At 33.9% G+C, this 17038-nt stretch carries 16 protein-coding genes, 1 other RNA gene and 1 pseudogene; 11 read left to right on the top strand and 7 right to left on the bottom strand.

Annotated features, from left to right (window positions below; translation table 11 throughout):
- Positions 1 to 141 precede the first annotated feature (141 nt).
- The 4 genes from oadA to J2T59_RS00075 all read left to right on the top strand — a co-directional run bounded on the left by oadA (position 142) and on the right by J2T59_RS00075 (position 5327).
- Positions 142 to 1878 carry a sodium-extruding oxaloacetate decarboxylase subunit alpha gene (oadA, locus tag J2T59_RS00090; RefSeq protein WP_259132944.1) on the top strand — a complete coding sequence of 579 codons (1737 nt, stop codon included), beginning with the start codon at positions 142 to 144 and terminating at the stop codon, positions 1876 to 1878.
- A gap of 19 nt (positions 1879 to 1897) precedes the next feature.
- Positions 1898 to 3391, top strand: coding sequence for an acetyl-CoA carboxylase biotin carboxylase subunit (locus J2T59_RS00085; RefSeq protein WP_259132943.1), 1494 nt, complete (start codon positions 1898 to 1900; stop codon positions 3389 to 3391).
- Positions 3392 to 3772: 381 nt separating this feature from the next.
- The gene (locus J2T59_RS00080) at positions 3773 to 4759 is read left to right on the top strand and encodes a biotin--[acetyl-CoA-carboxylase] ligase (RefSeq protein WP_259132942.1); all 987 of its coding nucleotides are present in this window, start codon (positions 3773 to 3775) and stop codon (positions 4757 to 4759) included.
- A 43-nt stretch (positions 4760 to 4802) separates the two neighbouring features.
- A complete protein-coding gene (locus J2T59_RS00075) occupies positions 4803 to 5327 on the top strand; it encodes an S-layer protein domain-containing protein (RefSeq protein WP_259132941.1) in 525 nt (174 codons plus the stop codon).
- Between the two features lie 84 nt (positions 5328 to 5411).
- Here the strand turns inward: J2T59_RS00075 and J2T59_RS00070 are convergent, their stop codons facing one another.
- The 6 genes from J2T59_RS00070 to J2T59_RS00045 are packed head-to-tail and all read right to left on the bottom strand — an operon-like array spanning position 5412 to position 10439.
- Positions 5412 to 6329, bottom strand: a complete 918-nt coding sequence (locus J2T59_RS00070; RefSeq protein WP_259132940.1) for a coiled-coil protein — start codon at positions 6327 to 6329, stop codon at positions 5412 to 5414.
- Positions 6329 to 6985, bottom strand: a complete 657-nt coding sequence (locus J2T59_RS00065; protein ID WP_259132939.1) for a hypothetical protein — start codon at positions 6983 to 6985, stop codon at positions 6329 to 6331. Before J2T59_RS00065 ends, J2T59_RS00070 begins: the two co-directional genes overlap by 1 nt.
- A 44-nt stretch (positions 6986 to 7029) precedes the next feature.
- The gene (locus J2T59_RS00060; RefSeq protein ID WP_259132938.1) at positions 7030 to 7320 is read right to left on the bottom strand and encodes a DUF424 domain-containing protein; all 291 of its coding nucleotides are present in this window, start codon (positions 7318 to 7320) and stop codon (positions 7030 to 7032) included.
- Positions 7321 to 7352: 32 nt separating this feature from the next.
- Positions 7353 to 9446, bottom strand: a complete 2094-nt coding sequence (locus J2T59_RS00055; protein ID WP_259132937.1) for a minichromosome maintenance protein MCM — start codon at positions 9444 to 9446, stop codon at positions 7353 to 7355.
- A 42-nt stretch (positions 9447 to 9488) separates the two neighbouring features.
- Complete coding sequence (locus J2T59_RS00050) at positions 9489 to 10202, bottom strand: RNA methyltransferase (protein WP_259132936.1); 714 nt, start codon at positions 10200 to 10202, stop codon at positions 9489 to 9491.
- A gap of 39 nt (positions 10203 to 10241) precedes the next feature.
- Entirely contained in the window at positions 10242 to 10439 is a 198-nt protein-coding gene (locus J2T59_RS00045) for a 4Fe-4S dicluster domain-containing protein (protein WP_259132935.1), read from the bottom strand.
- A 175-nt stretch (positions 10440 to 10614) separates the two neighbouring features.
- On the opposite strand from J2T59_RS00045, the gene J2T59_RS00040 reads away from it, so the two are divergent.
- The 5 genes from J2T59_RS00040 (at position 10615) to J2T59_RS00020 (ending at position 15038) form a co-directional block, all read left to right on the top strand.
- The gene (locus J2T59_RS00040) at positions 10615 to 11274 is read left to right on the top strand and encodes a ferredoxin-like domain-containing protein (protein ID WP_259132934.1); all 660 of its coding nucleotides are present in this window, start codon (positions 10615 to 10617) and stop codon (positions 11272 to 11274) included.
- 375 nt (positions 11275 to 11649) lie between these two features.
- A complete protein-coding gene (locus J2T59_RS00035) occupies positions 11650 to 12417 on the top strand; it encodes a disulfide reductase (RefSeq protein ID WP_259132933.1) in 768 nt (255 codons plus the stop codon).
- A gap of 2 nt (positions 12418 to 12419) precedes the next feature.
- Entirely contained in the window at positions 12420 to 13703 is a 1284-nt protein-coding gene (locus tag J2T59_RS00030; protein ID WP_259132931.1) for a (Fe-S)-binding protein, read from the top strand.
- 83 nt (positions 13704 to 13786) lie between these two features.
- Positions 13787 to 14425, top strand: a complete 639-nt coding sequence (locus J2T59_RS00025; protein ID WP_259132929.1) for a DUF116 domain-containing protein — start codon at positions 13787 to 13789, stop codon at positions 14423 to 14425.
- Positions 14418 to 15038 carry a DUF116 domain-containing protein gene (locus J2T59_RS00020; protein ID WP_259132928.1) on the top strand — a complete coding sequence of 207 codons (621 nt, stop codon included), beginning with the start codon at positions 14418 to 14420 and terminating at the stop codon, positions 15036 to 15038. Before J2T59_RS00025 ends, J2T59_RS00020 begins: the two co-directional genes overlap by 8 nt.
- Here J2T59_RS00020 and rnpB read toward each other — a convergent pair.
- Positions 15033 to 15400, bottom strand: an RNA gene (rnpB, locus tag J2T59_RS00015) — RNase P RNA component. The two genes, J2T59_RS00020 and rnpB, sit on opposite strands and share 6 nt — an antisense overlap.
- Before the next feature lie 183 nt (positions 15401 to 15583).
- On the opposite strand from rnpB, the gene J2T59_RS00010 reads away from it, so the two are divergent.
- Together J2T59_RS00010 and J2T59_RS00005 are read left to right on the top strand one after the other, a co-directional pair.
- Positions 15584 to 16708: a methanogenesis marker 9 domain-containing protein gene (locus J2T59_RS00010; RefSeq protein ID WP_259132927.1), complete on the top strand. Its 1125-nt coding sequence runs from the start codon at positions 15584 to 15586 to the stop codon at positions 16706 to 16708.
- Between the two features lie 47 nt (positions 16709 to 16755).
- Positions 16756 to 17038 (top strand): annotated as a pseudogene (locus tag J2T59_RS00005) (ISNCY-like element ISMbu2 family transposase); the annotation flags it as partial.

Genomic DNA, 17038 nt, shown 5'->3' with positions numbered 1-17038 from the left:
TGTTTCATTAGTTAATATATAAATGAAACCATAATATTAATAAATTAAGCTGTACTATATGGTACAATTTATTTATAGTTTTTAACTAGGTAAATTTACTTTTACATTTAAAAAACCTATATCATTTCCAGAGGTTAAAATATGAAAGTTAAAATAACAGAAACTGTTCTACGAGATGCACATCAATCTCTACTAGCAACTAGAATGCGTACAGAAGATATGCTTCCAGTAATAGACAAGTTAGATGAGGCTGGCTATTTTTCACTTGAGATGTGGGGGGGTGCAACATTTGATACATGTATAAGGTATCTTAATGAGGATCCGTGGGTTAGGTTAAGAGAAATTAAGCAACATATGAGAAAGACTAAGGCACAGATGTTGCTAAGAGGCCAAAATCTTGTAGGATACAGACACTACTCAGATGATGTAGTTGAAAAATTTGTGTCTAAAGCTTTTGAAAATGGTATTGATATATTTAGGATATTTGATGCTGTGAATGATGTTAGAAACATGCAAACTTCAATTAAGACAGCAACTGATATAGGAGCACATGTCCAGGGTGCTATATCTTATACAATTAGCCCGGTACATACCACTGAAAAATATGTTGAGTTTGCAAAAGAACTTGAACATATGGGTTGTGATTCATTGTGCATTAAAGATATGGCCGGACTGATATCCCCACATAATGCAAAAAGTTTGATTCAATCGCTTAAAGATGAAATATCATTACCAATTGCACTCCACTCACACTGTACATCTGGCATGGCTCCAATGAGCTATATGGCAGCTTGTGAGGCAGGAGTAGATATATTAGATACGGCTTTATCTCCTCTTTCGTGGGGAACTTCCCAACCCCCTTCTGAATCTATAGTGGCGGGTTTGCAAGGTACACCTTATGAAACAGGCCTGGATCTAAAATGTATGACCGAAGCAGCCCTCTATTTTAGAAACCTGAAATCAAAATATCAATGTATTCTTGACCCAATATCTGAACAAATTGATACAAATGTTCTCTTATACCAAATTCCAGGTGGTATGCTATCAAATCTAGTATCTCAATTAAAGGAACAAAATGCACTTGACAAATATGAAGAAGTCCTTGAAGAGATGCCACGTGTAAGAGCTGAACTTGGATATCCACCACTTGTAACCCCAACTAGCCAAATAGTGGGAACTCAAGCTGTTTTAAATGTATTAATGGGAGAGAGATACAAAGTCGTGCCAAAGGAAGTTAAAGATTATGTGAGAGGTCTCTATGGGCGACCCCCAAAACCAATGGATCAAGATTTTGTTGCTATGATTATTGGGGAAGAAACTCCTATCACATCTCGACCGGCTGACCTATTATCACCAGAATACGATAAAATGAAGCTTCAAGCTGAAGAAATGGGTATAATTAAAAAAGAAGAAGATATTTTAACTTATATTCTTTATCCTTCGGTAGCACCCAAGTTTTTAAAAGGTGAACTTGAACCAGAAGTTCTTACGCCTGTAATGGCTAACGATTGTAAAGATATTATTTCTCAGAATACCAGTTATCCAACTGAATTTAAAGTTGAAGTAGAAGGAGACGTTTTCAACGTAAAAGTGGAACCAAAATCAGGAACTTTGAATATTTCAGAGAACAGTGAAAAAGATAAGCCACAAAATCCTATAGAAAGTAAAGGTAGTGTTAAATGTGATATGCAAGGTGTGGTTCTCTCAGTTGATGTTGATACAGGGGATCAAGTAGAAGCTGGCGACACTTTATGTGTTATTGAAGCAATGAAAATGGAAAATTCAGTAAGTGCATCACAGAGTGGCACAGTTAAAGAAATATATGTGTCAAATGGCGATTCTGTTAGCACAGGCGATATACTAATGTTAATTGAATAAATGGCTGGTGTGATTCTTTATGTTTGATAAAGTTCTTGTTGCGAACAGAGGAGAAATTGCTATTAGAGTTATGCGTGCTTGTAAAGAACTTGGTATCTCTACGGTAGGTGTTTATTCCGATGCTGATAGCAATGCTCTATTTACAAAATATGCAGATGAAGCTTATGCTATAGGTGAGCCACCTGCAAGTAAAAGCTATTTGAATATAGATAAAATCCTTGATGTTGCTGAGAAAAGCGGTGTAGATGCCATACATCCAGGCTATGGTTTTCTCTCAGAGAATGCTAATTTTGCGGATGCTTGTGACAAAGCGGGTATTACATTCATAGGCCCTCCAAGCGAAGCAATTAGGAAAATGGGAAGCAAAATTTCTGCACGTGAGATTATGGAAAAAGCTGGTGTTCCAGTCGTTCCTGGTACCGGTGAACCTATAGATAATGTAGATGAAGCTATGGAAATAGCTGATTCGATTGGCTATCCTGTAATGATAAAAGCTTCTGCAGGGGGTGGTGGTATTGGGATGAAAGTGGTGCATTCAAAAGAAAAGTTTGCAGCATCTGTTCGTTCAATACAATCAGTAGCTAAATCTACCTTTGGTGATCCAACGGTTTTCATTGAGAAATATCTCCCGGAACCAAGACATATTGAGTTTCAAATTTTAGCTGACAAATATGGGAATACTATATATGTATCTGATAGAGAGTGTTCTATTCAACGAAGACATCAAAAATTGATCGAAGAAGCTCCTTCTCCAGTAATGACACCAGAATTCAGGGAAACTATGGGTGAAGCAGCTGTTAAAGCTGCAAAAACAATTAACTATGAAAATGCAGGAACTGTTGAGTTTTTATACTCGAAAGGTGATTTTTATTTCTTGGAAGTTAATACAAGATTGCAGGTAGAACACCCAATAACTGAACTAATAACTGGTATAGACCTCGCTAAAGACCAATTAAAAATAGCATACGGTGAAGAATTACCATATAAGCAAGATGATATTAAAATAAACGGCTGTGCAATTGAATGCAGAATTAATGCAGAAGATCCATTGAATGATTTTGCTCCTTCACCAGGAAAAATCCGAAGATATAGGTCAGCCGGTGGACCTGGTGTGAGGGTGGATAGTGGAGTTCATGTTGGATACACAATATCGCCTTACTATGATTCTATGATTTCAAAACTTTCTGTATGGGGACGTGATAGGGACGAAGCAATAAATCGAATGAAACGTGCACTTTATGAATATGTGGTAGTAGGTGTCACTACAAATCTTCCATTTCATAGAGCTGTTCTTTCAAATTCAGAATTCAAAGAAGGTAACTTGACAACTCACTTTATAGAAGATAACAATATACTTGAAGAAGTAAAAAAGATTGTAGATGCGGATTCAAAGGCAAGCCGAACTTTAGCTTCTGCACTTGACGACTATAATCCAAAAGTAGCAGCAGTGGCAGCTGCAGTAAAATCCTACATGGAATCTACCCAAGAACTAGATCGTCGTAAGCCTAAATAATCTTATTAGGCTTATTTGGTTTTAAAAAATTGGTTCAATCTAGGCTGTCAATAGAAATATTCAGCTAATTACTTTATTATTCTATACTATAGCTATCGCCAACAAGATAGCGATATCAACTTTTTTATTAACAACTATGAAAATGTATAAATATCAAATAAGTAAGTTTGTTCTTAGAGTTTTGCTGAATGTTTTTTCTAATATCACTATCATATAATGATTATAAAGAGAGTTACTTTATATGGACTGTTATAGAATAATTGGTTCTTTAAAACGTTTTAAATAATTATTTTAGATTAAAATATTAATAATTATAATGTATACATATTGTTCAAAGCAATATAATAATTCACATATAAAATAAAATTATGTGGGGATATTTTGGAAGATCAAAAAACAAGTATACTTAAAATCCTCAAAAAAGCTGAGGAGGATGCTGTATCTGGAGAGTATATAGGTACAGTCCTTAAGATTTCTAGGACAATGGTCTGGAAACATATTAAATTATTACAGAAACAAGGATATCCTATATCCTCTAAGCCCAAACTTGGCTATTCTTTAGAGTATACACCAGACAATCTCTATGCGGAAAACTTATTATCTGAGCTTGAAACTGAAATACTTGGTAAAAAAATATTATACTATAAGGAGACTAATTCGACTAATGATGTTGCTAAAAAAATTGCTAATATTGAAAAGGAAGGTACAGTTATAGTCTCTGAAACTCAAAAGAAGGGTCGAGGGAGAATGGGGAAAGTTTGGTACTCTGACTTAGGTGGAATGTGGCTTTCAGTTATATTAAAGCCAAGGACATCGATAGTAAATTCATCTCGAATTACTCTTATATCAGGTATAGCAGTTGCAAGGACTATAAGAAGTTTTGGTTTAGATGCTTCTATAAAATGGCCAAATGACATTTTAATTAATGGAAAAAAAGTATGTGGAATTCTAACAGAAATTGGTGCAGAACTGGATCAGCTAGAATTTGTAGTGGTTGGTATTGGCATAAATGTAAACAATGATATACAGGATCTTGGAGATGAGGAGCTAAGAAAAAATAGCACAACTCTAAAAAAAGAACTTGGTTACCCAATAAAGAAAATAGATTTATTCCGAGTCCTTCTGAACAATCTTGACCAATACTACATTAAGTTTAAGTCCCAACCCTTTCAGTCAATTCTTCAAGAGTGGACTGAACTTTCAGATACTATTGGCAAAGAAGTATCAATTAGTGCACCAAATATGTCTATTGTAGGAAAAGCTATAAATATTACTGAAAGAGGCTCTCTTGTTGTGCAAACAAAAGACTCTGGGACACAAGAAGTGATTGCAGGAAGATGTAATTATGAGACTAAACAAAGAAAATAAAAATCTAATATTTATATTTATTATAACTTTAACAATCATTTTTTTGCAACCATTTGTAGTATCTACAAGTCCAAACAGTTTTGATGATAACAACTCTGTTCAGATAGAATTACCTGTTGAATCAAGTTTCTTTCTTGAAACTGGAGAAACATGGACTAGGTTTTATCAAGGTTATGAATTAAAAGTTACTTATGTCAACCTAGAACAACAAAATATTTGGCTTCAATTAACTCAAAACGGTGAACTTGTTGAAGAAGATATTCTTTCTGAAGGTGATTCGCTGATTTATAAGAAAAATTCTGAAAAAATATTTAATATAACAGTGGATGGAATACATATAGGCCCAGATGGTGAACTTGTTACTTTCAATCCAGTATATCAATATCAAGATCCAACACTCCCCCCTCCAGAAGTGAATAATGATCAATATAATTCAAACATGAATAATGACAACGTTAATCATGATAATGATACTATTCCAGAATCAGGTGTAAATGGTACCATATTTGTATTTTCGCTTATATTAATGTGGTTCCTTTTAGTAAATAACTTCAAGAGCAGGAAATAAATCATTTATTTGACTAACTTGAGTTAAATTTCTGAGGAAGACAATAAGTTGGTGCTAGAGCCTATGTAAAAAGTTTGTTTAACTTTAAAGCTCTAAATCACCTTTTTCCATAAGAACCTTCAAATCTTCTAAACTCATTTTACCTGTATTCTCTAATTTTTCTTTTGCCTGGATATGCTTGTCTTCCATTTTCTTTTTATCTTTTTCAGCTTGTATTTCATTTAGTTTTTCTAGGTAAACATCAAGTTCCGCTCTCAGCTTATTTATAGATTCTTTAAGAGGATCAATCTTTGCTCTTATTGGATCAGTTGTAGCATATATCTCTTTTATTTGAGCATGATATGTATCAGCTTCTTTCCTTAATTCATCAACTTCTTTAAATTGAGCAATCATTTGCTCATGATAAAGTTGGGATTTCTCAGCCAAAGATTTTATTTTTGTGCTTAAATCATTGCTTTGCTCGTATATATCTTTGGACGACACATAACTTTCGATAATCTGTTCATGAACGTCATCTGCATTAGAAGCAGTTTTCAACCTGTATCCTAAATCTTTAAGCCTTGCAAATAAATTTATTTCATGGTTTAAAGGTATATCTTCTTTTAGAAAGACATCAAGTTCATCTTTATAGGCTTTAGATAAGGAATCTACACTACCTTTAGATTCTTGGTTTAAGCCATTTCTTTTACTTTTTAATTTAGAAATAGTTTCAATTTTATTATCATTTTCACTTTTCAAACGATCTCTTTCTTCTTTAATTTGTGCAATTTCTTTATTTATGCGATCTCTTTCTTCTTTTAGTTTCTTGGCTTCAGCTACTTTTTGTTTAACTCGTGCGTTAAGATCATCCCTTTTTTGTTTAATTTCATCAACATTTGTGCGATGCATTCTTAAATCGTTAAAAGCTGATTTCAAAGCTCTTTCGTTATGATTTAATTGTGTTCTCAGCTCATTGACTTTATTTTTTAGTTCTTTCTCTGAGAGCGGTGAAGTATTATCCATCAAACCACCACATCTGTTTTTTCTGCATTGTATTGATTACTCCAGTAATTAAGAGCTTCTTCATGACTTTTTATTCTTTTCTCTAACCACTCATGTCGAGGCCCTATCTCATTGATTATCTTATCAGTTTTATGAATATCTTCTAGTATCTTGATATCAGTTCCATCAATGGAAAAAAACTCTTCACTTGCTATTCTAGCTTCATTAACTTTTACTTGAATCAATGAAATTATTTTACTTAATGATTTATCTTTGGAGTTAATCTCATTTAAATAACTATTTAAATTGTCAATTGCTTCCTTTTCATCAGCAATATTTTTTGTTTTTCTTACTTTCTTGAAAGATGCCATCAAATCATCTTGAACTTTTCTATCCACTTGATCAGACTTATGAATAAAATCCCATAGAGCTTGTTCTGCTTGATGGTAAAGTTGCTGTCTTTTTTCTTTTAAAACATCGCATCTTTCTATTATTCTATCCTTTTCTTTCTTTTGGGAGTAATAATTATCTTTCAACGATTTCAACCTATTGTCAAGTTCCTCAAACTCTTGTTTATAGTTTTCCAAAAGCTTTTCATGTTTTTTTATTACTCCCTCCAATAGTTTATTGGTAGTTAGTATTTCAATTTCAGAATTATCTGTACTAGCATTGTTCATTCATTCACCCTTATTCTATATGTGCAAATAAAAATTATATTGATTCAAACTCTAAATAACTGAGCATGTGGTACTCCATCAATCTCAATTATGTTATTTTGGTTAATAACCTTACACTTAATCGCACAATTGATTGCTTTTTCCCCAAATATATTAGCAGTTGTTGCGGATTTTAATGCATCAATAACTACATTTTCATCCACTAAGTCTCCCTTGTAAAACTCTTCATTTAATTTTACAGCAAAACTACCATCAACTAGTTTAGCTCCTAGTATTTCTTTGTCACACACAGCAACTAAAATTTCTCTTTCAGATCTATGGATTTTTAAGTACATTTATACTTACCCTTTTCATGATGCTATACTTATTATACTATTCTTACATGGTCTTTCTTAGGTTTTAAAAGATCACCTTGACGACTCATTTTATTAATAAGATCTTCTACATGTTCTCTATCAATTTCTTCAAGTTCGGCTTCTTCATATATCTCATGAAGTGGAGCATTGCCTCCAGCATGACGTTCACCAACCTTTCGAATTATTTCTTTCACAACTTTTATTTTATCTCTTTGACTTTTAGTTGTTCCAGATTCTATAAAATCTACATCAAAAGTACCTGTGTCTGGATCAACGCCTACTTGCTTTAAACATGAAAAAACAGTTGTAGTGGTTCTTTTAGCATCTTCTAAGCTAACAGTATTGCTTAATCTTAACCTTGCACTCGCCTCTGCCAATCTAACAAGTGCTTCTAATTGCCTTGCAGTTACTGGAACAGGTGCATCTTTCGTTTCTCCCATTTTTCTAAGGTCAAGATAAAAATCAATCAAATGCTGCCTGGCATTTTCGTCCATAATTGGGAAAATTTTTTTTCTAGAATATGCTACATACTTTCTCATAAGTTCTGGATCAATTGGTGGCAAAATGGGTTCCATCTGTGTATGAACATCTGAATCAGTTATTAAGGATCCAGCTAATTTTCTTTTCTGTTCCGACATTTCTCCTGCAAAATGAGATTTTAGTATATGCTTTGCAATCCTGTTATCCATCTCTTCATTTGGTGTATCTAACATTACAAAAATCAAATCAAATCGAGACATTAAGGCAGGTGGCATATTTATCTGTTGTGCAATCCCCTCATATCGATCAAATCTTCCATATTTAGGATTAGCAGCCCCAAGAAGTGCACATCTTGATCGAAGTGTTGCAATAATTCCCGCTTTGGCTACAGATATTGTTTGTTGTTCCATAGCTTCATGCAAAGCACTCTTATCTTCAGACCTCATTTTATCCATCTCATCAACCGCGGCTACCCCCATATCTGCCATAACGAGTGCACCTGCTTCTAAGGTCCATCTTCCATCACCCATTTCATCTCTTACAGCAGCTGCTGTTAAACCACTTGATGATGCACTTTTACCTGAAGCAAAAACTCCCCGGGGTGCAAGCTTAACCATATATCTCAACAGTTGGCTTTTAGCAATACCGGGATCACCAACAAATAGAATGTGAATATCACCTCTTACCCTTGAACCGTCTGGTAAGTACTTTGCAACCCCAGAGAAAAGTTGCATCGCCAAAGCTTCTTTTATCTCTTCGTATCCATATATTGAAGGTGCTATTGATTTTGTAACTAAACTGTAAATATTTGGATTTCGACTAAGTTCTAAGATTTTATCTTCATCTTCAGGTGTAATTTCAAGCTCATCAAACTCTTTGTCAACATATTCTATTGAGTTAGCATGTAGTACCAAGTCATAAAATGGAGATTTCCCATCGCGTAATGTTCTTTGGTGTGACCTTAAAATACCGTTAATGATAATCCTATCGCCAGGCTTAGCGATACCAGCAAGATCATTCTCGACATCAACGTCAAGACTTTGTGGTTGAGTCCCACCTTTTAGGTTTTCCGGTGATTCTTGTATCTGCAATTTTTGAGCATCGACAAAAGTAGATTTTTCAACAAGTATCTTAAAAGGTCCTCTTTTACCACATGTATCGTTTTCACATTCATGGGGTTCCGTAAATTTTGGACCTGACTGAGGAAGCATTGTGACATGCTCACATCGCATGCAATAAAAAGCAGCATTGGTTATTTTGGGTCTTACCTCGGTTGCTTTTCTAATCATACCTTCAATAGCAAGCAATTTTAAGAGGTGCTTACTTCTAAGTTCCCTGTTAGGAATTTTAGTAGGGATGTGAATAAACCTAACATATAGATCACTTACTTCTTTTTCTATTTGCAGTTCCAATAATTCTTTCAGTGCGTTATTTGCGGAAGGTAAAACTTCATCAGGTTCATATAATAGATAATCACCCAGCTTTCTATCAAAGTTGTCTAAGTCAGAAAAGTCTACAACCACATTTTTTCTATCAGGGTATTCATTTGCGAGTTCTAGTATATCATCCCAATAATATCTGCGAAAAAATATTTTAAACTTATCTATCCATTTATTTTCTGTCATTTGTTGTACCTTTTAATAATGTATCAGCAATTATTGTTTATGCTATAATAGTCTCATTTTTCTTTGTATGTTCCTAATTATACCTCTAAGAGTTTGCACTTCTCGAGATGTTAAGTTAGCTCTTCCAATAATTCTCCGTATCATTAAACATGTTTTATCAAATTTATGCTCGGGATAATTTATAGATGTAAGAAGCATAACTATATGATCAATTAACAAATCTTTATCAAATTTATCGGCTGGAACAAAATTACCAATATCCGTATCACTTAATTCATAAAACAAAATGCTTGCTGCATGTGATAAGTTCATAATAGGATATTCTTGCGAGGTTGGTATAGTAACTAAAAGATCACAAAGTTTTAATTCATCATTAGTAAATCCGATATTTTCTCTCCCAAACATTAGAGTGATCTGAGAACTATTTTTGCAAAAACCATTAATTTTATACTTTAGTTCTTTTGGACTCAAAGCTGGAAATCTTAGATGTTCATCTTTTTTAGCAGTTTTAATTCCAGTAGTCGCAACTACAATACTAGAATCATCGCTAAGAGCATCATTTAAAGTTTCATAGATAGTAGCTTTATTTAATATATCTTTAGCATGCGACGCCATTGCTTTTGCAGCACCTTCAAGTTTACAGGGATTTACTAGAACTAAATCTTTTAAACCAAAATTTTTCATGGCCCTGGCAACTGAACCTACATTACCTTCATATAAAGGTTCTACAAGTACGACTTTAATTTTAATGGACATATCAACAACGTTTGTAAAATAATTTACTAATAGCTCATTTCATTCTATAAGTGTGATTGCATTTGGTTTACATACAGTTGTACACATCTTACATCCCAAACAATAACTCGGATCTTTTACAACAGCAACCTGTTTGTTATTAACATCTTCTATAGAGTATATACGTGGCCCTTTTGGACAAGCTCTTCTGCAAGCACCACAACCATTACACTTATTTTCGTCTATATAGATTTTCATGATTACTACTCTTATCCCATACTAAATAATTATATTTTTCTACTAATGAAAACATTTTAAGAAAAACGGGTGAAACCTTTGTTTATAGAAAGATTCTTTATAGTAGAGCTATGCAATTACTAAAGTGTATACAGATAGAATTACGTGATTCTATCTTCTAAATGGAGTAATAAAAATGAGTTCAGATATACTTGAAAAAGGTGCTATTTTACAAAGGGACAAAGAAACATATGCAATTGCGCCCCACATACCCGGTGGAATTGCTTCTTCAGAACTTTTAAGAAAACTGGCCGATGTTGCTGATAAATATGATGCAGCTGCTATAAAAGTAACCTCTGCCCAAAGAATAGCTATAGTAGGGGTAAAAGAAGAAGACCTTGACAATATTTGGAACGATTTGGGGATGAAACCAGGAGCAGCCATAGGTATTTGTATAAGGAGCATAAAAATCTGTCCAGGTACAACATTTTGTAAAAGAGGCAAGCAGGATGCAGTAGGTCTTGGCTTGAAACTTGATGAAATCTACCATGGAATGGAACTACCAGGTAAACTTAAGATAGGAGTAGCAGGCTGCGTAAATTCTTGTTCAGAACCAGCTGTTAAGGACATTGGACTCTTGGGTACATCCAAAGGATATAATCTTTTTATTGGTGGTAGTGCAGGAATAAAGCCACGAATAGGTGAGATTGTAGCTAAAGATTTATCTGAAGAAGAAGCCATGTCAACCATTGAAAGAATAATTTCTTTCTACAAAGAGAATGCAAAACGTAAAAGACTTGGAGAATATGTAGAAAGCATTGGTATGGATAAGTTTAAGGAAGAAGTTGGGTTATAATCTTCTATTATTTTTTTATTTCATTAACAGTTTCAATATTGTAAATATTTTCACGTGTTAGAATTGAACTACTAGCAATGAAAATATTTATATACAATAGATTCGTCCACTATCCAAATTAACCATAGTTAGCTCTAATTATGGTTCAATATCTTTATGTTACTAGTACAGGTTTCTAAGGTGAAAGGTAACTAATTTAATTCCAAACTTACTGGTATGTTATTATAAACTTATATGATCTAAATCGTCAAAAACTACTCTAATAAGATGACTAAGACAATATATTTGAGTAGTATTCAACTAAAAAACAGCTTACATAAGTATTTGATAATTGTCATAAAACACTGTGTATAAACAATAGGAGGAATCGTTTACATGGAATATTTCTCAGGGTTCACACCTGAATGGAAGATAACATTTGGACAGATGATGGTGCTATCTACAATAGCTATTTTGATATTTCTTTATGGGATGTATCTAAATCTCAAAAAATGGAGCTATGGCTCAGAAGGCTATGGACTGGAACCATCAAATGGCAATGTACTAGCATTTATTAAAACGTTTATTATTCAACTTGGTCAAGCATCACACGCACCCCATGCACAACCATTATGGAAGGTAATTATATTAGATATTTTACTACAAAGAAGAATTTGGCGCAAACACCCTATAAGGTGGTTTATGCATATGGCTATTTTTGTTGGGTGGATGACACTTTTCCTACTCTCAGTTGCGATGTTTGTAGTTGAATTAATGCACTTAGCAGGTATCAATGTAGACCCAATGGCATTTAGAGAGAGTGCACAATGGGCTTTCCATTGGTTTAGTATACTTTTAACTGTTGGTGTCTTAATAGCGATTTTCAGAAGGATTTTCATACCAAAAATTAGAGAAGCTACAATTGCTTATGATACTATCTTATTAGCAGGTCTAACTTTAATCATAGTTACTGGTTTTGTTGCAAATGGAATTAGAATAGACCAAGTATGGGGTCTTGGAATTGATCCTTTCTATGCACCTATAGTTGCACTGTTCCATTCAGTAATTTCATTGCTATTCTGTATTGCATATATTCCATTTAGTAAATATATACATGTGATAGCAACACCTCTTGCGCTCATAGCAAACAAAGGGGGCGAATAATAATGACTAAAGAACAACCCTCAGTTAACACCCAAAATTTAACAGCAGTACAACTAATGGAACTCGATGCATGTACAAGATGTGGTCAATGTGACGAATGGTGCCCAACTTATGAAGGATCTGGCTATGAGCCTGGAATATCTCCACGATTTAAGGTTAGGAGATGGAAAGAATACATAGACCGATCATTTGGATTTAGAGCACAATTATTTGGACCTAAGGAGTTTACAGATGAAGAACTCCAGCAGTTTAATGATGATCTATATCATTGCACTACATGCGGCAGATGCGCAACCAATTGTGAATCTGGCATGAACCTTGTTGAACTTTGGGAATCTCTTCGTGCAAATTTAGTAAAAAGAGGTAATGGTCCTGTTGGTAAACAAGGCCTTTTCCCAAAACTGATTGGTGAATACAAAAATCCTTACATGAAAGATCAAGAGGCAAGGTTAGATTGGGTTCCAAAAGATGTAGAGATTGAAGATAAAGCAGAAATTGTTTATTATACAGGATGTACTGCAGGATATAATCAACTTGCAGTTGCAATTGGCACAGCTCGCATTCTAAACAAACTTGGAATTAAATTTACTATGTTAGGTGAAGATGAATGGTGCTGTGGATCTGCATTGATTAGGACGGGTCAAGCTCATATAGATGACAATCCAAAAAAATTAGCTCGCCATAATGTTGATGCAATTGTAGAAAAGGGCGCAAAGAGAGTTGTAATGGCCTGTTCTGGATGTTTCCGTGCAGCAACAATTGATTGGCCCCGTCAGCTTGGTGAAGAACTTCCATTTGAAGTTCTACATATGACTGAATTCTTGGCCGAACTTATAGATGAAGGTAAAATTAATTGGGAAAAATCTATTGATAAGAAAGTGACATACCATGACCCTTGTCACCTTGGTAGGCATATAGGAGTATTTGAAGCTCCTAGAAAAGTACTATCTGATATACCAGGGATTGAACTTGTAGAAATGAACGAAGTTAAAGACAAACAAAGATGCTGTGGTGCTGGCGGTGGTGTTAAAGCGGGCTTGCCTGATCTTGCACTTAGTGTAGGAACTGCACGTGTCAAAGATGCTCTGGAAGTGAATGCGGACATTCTTTCAAGTGCATGTCCATTCTGCAAAAGAAACCTTTCAGATGGAAGGGATGAATTAAATGCAAGCGATTTAGAAGTCGAAGATGTAGTTATTCTTTCAGCTAGGGCTCTTGACTTAAGTGTTGAACCCGATCCAGAAGAACCCCAAGAAGAGACAGAAGAACAAAATAATGAGGCATGAGAATTACACTCTTGCCCACCACTTCTCTATTTTTTTAGTCAATTTATAGTTAAATTTAAAATTAAAGGTATTGTTTATAATTCATGGTTTTTTCATATGAGCTGTTTGGTAGATTATTTGTATATCTGGCAATAGCTATTTTTTCAATTACTGGTTTTACTTTACTTATTGGATTATATAGTTTTAAAAGAAATACAATGATATTTCCTAATTTAATTTTATTTGTTCTTTATCTGTTTTATTCACCTGCAAAATGGATATGCCATGTATTTTCAATTAAAGATACACTTGTTGATGAAATACTTGTTGAAGTAAGAAACGCGGTAATGATAGATAAGTTCAAAAAAATATGTGATAAAAAAGTCTTAATTTTGCCCCAATGTATGAGGCATTCTTCTTGTCAGGCAAGGTGTGATCCAATTGTAGGTTACCAGTGCAAAGAATGTGGTAAGTGTGATATTGGTCTATTGTGCCAAGAAGCTAGAAAATATAATTTCAAGGTTTTTGTTATACCAGGCGATAGTTTTGTAAAGAAAATCATGCGTAGTTATAAACCAAATTCATGTATTGGTGTAGCTTGTTTTCAGGAGCTTACGGAATCGATGCAATCAGTATCAAAGCACATACCTGTCCAAGGGGTTTTTCTATTGAAAGATGGATGTTACATGACTACTGTGGACATTGAAGAAGTGGTTACCAAAATGGAGATGTGTGATGTATAGCTTAATTGGTTTAATTCTTTTTGTGATTATTGTATTATCTGTTAGCTTATCCATTATAGCTTTGTTCGCAAGCAAGATGAGTGTTAATAGACATGTATCACTTGCAAGTTTTTTTGCTAATATATTAGATTTTTTTTATCTCCCAATAAAGTCTATTTTTGATAGATTTCATGATGTAACTAAACTCGATATGTGGATGGTTTCTTTAAAGAATATGGCCAATTTTTCACGATTTAAAAATACAAAAAATCGTTTAATCTTAGCCCCTCATTGTATGAGGTCTCTTAACTGTCCAGCACATTCTACACAATTTGGTATAATGTGCGAAGAATGTGGTAGATGCATGTTTGATAACTTAAAAAAAGATGCTAAAAAATATAACTATAAACTATATATTGTTGCAGGTTCTTCTTATATAAGACATATTGTTAAAAAAGAATCTGCTGATGCTGCATTATTAATAGCTTGTTATTATGAACTAAATAAAGTGATGATGTCTCTTAAAAATAAGGGCATTGTAACATATGGAATTCCACTAATGAATGATGGGTGTTATGCTACTCAGGTAGATTATGTAAATGTGAAAAAAACATTACAATTTTTAGATGAGTGAGAATAATAAGCTCCCTTCTGTTATTGCATTGGCCCTGTTTATTATATTTACAAGGCAGTTCTTTGAACATAGCAAAGACGGCATTCAGCTAAGCGTCATTTATAGTAGAACTGTTTTTAGTTCTTTGACTTGCACCCACGAGGATTCGCCGTTCCATCCAATAATATGCGACCTCAGCTATTTGCATCATAGCATAAACATACATTGGTTCCGTTTCTGTGCCATCATGTGAGTAATCTCACATGAGTTAATTAATAATTAACTGCCCGAGCTCTCGCCCGGCACCCTTTACAGGCGCTCGTGATTTGTGGTGGGGAGACTTTCCTCAGGTTAAACAACCCGGTAGCCGTCCATTCTCTCTCATCATTTGTCATGTTACTAAATTATCATTATTTAAATATTTTTGTTCAATACATATATATCTTGAATGAATTAGTGATTATGTATATAAAAAAAAGTTACTTTTAAGTACTTTGAAAAAATGGCCAATTTAGGATATTGCAAAAAACAAACTTTAATTTGAAAATTGATAAAGAGGAACAAACGTGGGCAATCAATCATTCGATTTAGAAATAGGTGATATTAAGTTCAAAAATCCTGTGGTGTTATCTGCAATGGGTGGAATTAATGATAGTAATTTCATAAACCAACATGCAAATAAAGCTGGTCTAGCATTTCTAGGTGGATATAGTATAGATCAAAAAACTAAAGATGCTTCTAAAAAAATCATCAACAGGGGAAGGGAAGAGTTCATCTTAGATTCACCACTTGATGAGATATTGAGTGAAATAAGTAACATAAAAACAGGAAATGCTATTGGTGTAAACCTTCGTAGCACTACATTGGATCCTATTTTAGATATTGCTTCTGTATTCTATTCTAAAAAAATTGTGCTAGAACTAGATGCTCATTGTAGACAAAAAGAAATTGTTGATGTTGGTGCAGGCGAAGCGCTATTATCTGATATAAAAAAACTTACTTATTGGATTAAAAAAATAAAAGAAACTGGGGTAGTTTTATCAATAAAATTTAGAGTAAATATCATTGATGATATTAATTTTGTGAAAGCAGTAGAAAATGCTGGTGTAGACATCATTCATGTAGATGCAATGATTCCAGATGAGGGAAGTGACCTTGATGCTCTTAAAAAAATACGTGACATAACGGACTTAACCATCATTGGAAATAATTCAATCACCGATTTCAACACAGCAAAAGAAATGCTTTCACGTGGTTGTGATTTTATATCCGTTGCAAGAGGAGTAGCTGAAAATCCTTCACTTATCTCAGAATTAGTTGACGATATAACACAATTTCAAGAAGAGTTAGGTTGGTATAATTCTCCCAAGCATCTTTGCTCTGGTAAAGGAGACTTAAGAAGTCTCACTTTTTGTTGTGTACCGGTAAAACCATGTGCACTTCTATATAAGCTAAAAAAATTGGGTTTAGCTCCCCAAGACTTTGTTGAAATCAAAAAAGAATTTGGAAAAGGGACTATGCTAGAGTATGGAGATAGTACATGCTTTGGAAGTCTTCTTTGGTGCTGTAAGATATCTAAACCATGTTTTTTGAGAGACGGTGTCCTTGATCTTCTTGAGCTAAGTCCCCAAGAATACATGACTCTAAAAAAAGAACGGGGCTGTCAAAAACTTTGGGGTTGCAAAGCCTGAGCTAATTAATAACAATAAATATATATTATTAAAGTGAATATGGTTTTGTGAAAAATCATATCATATCCACTTTCAAATCTCATATTAGCTCAATTCAGCTTAAACTAAGCGACTGTTTTTCAGGTATTACAAGCTTTGAAGATGCTATCATATCCCAATTGTCTTCAACTGAAAATAGGAATATTCACAATGAGAAGGAGCTTGTTATGCATGCAGACAATCATTTTGATCTCCATCATCCTTACTGTCCTGTTTGTGGTTCCAGGAAAGTAATCAAACAAGAATATTACAAACGCAAGCTAAAATTAGCAGAATTTGGAAGTCAGGTTA

The sequence above is a fragment of the Methanosalsum natronophilum genome, assembly GCF_024808815.1.
Lineage (GTDB): Archaea > Halobacteriota > Methanosarcinia > Methanosarcinales > Methanosarcinaceae > Methanosalsum > Methanosalsum natronophilum.
Note: the sequence above shows the minus strand (reverse complement) of the source record. Positions and strands in the feature narration are given on the sequence as shown.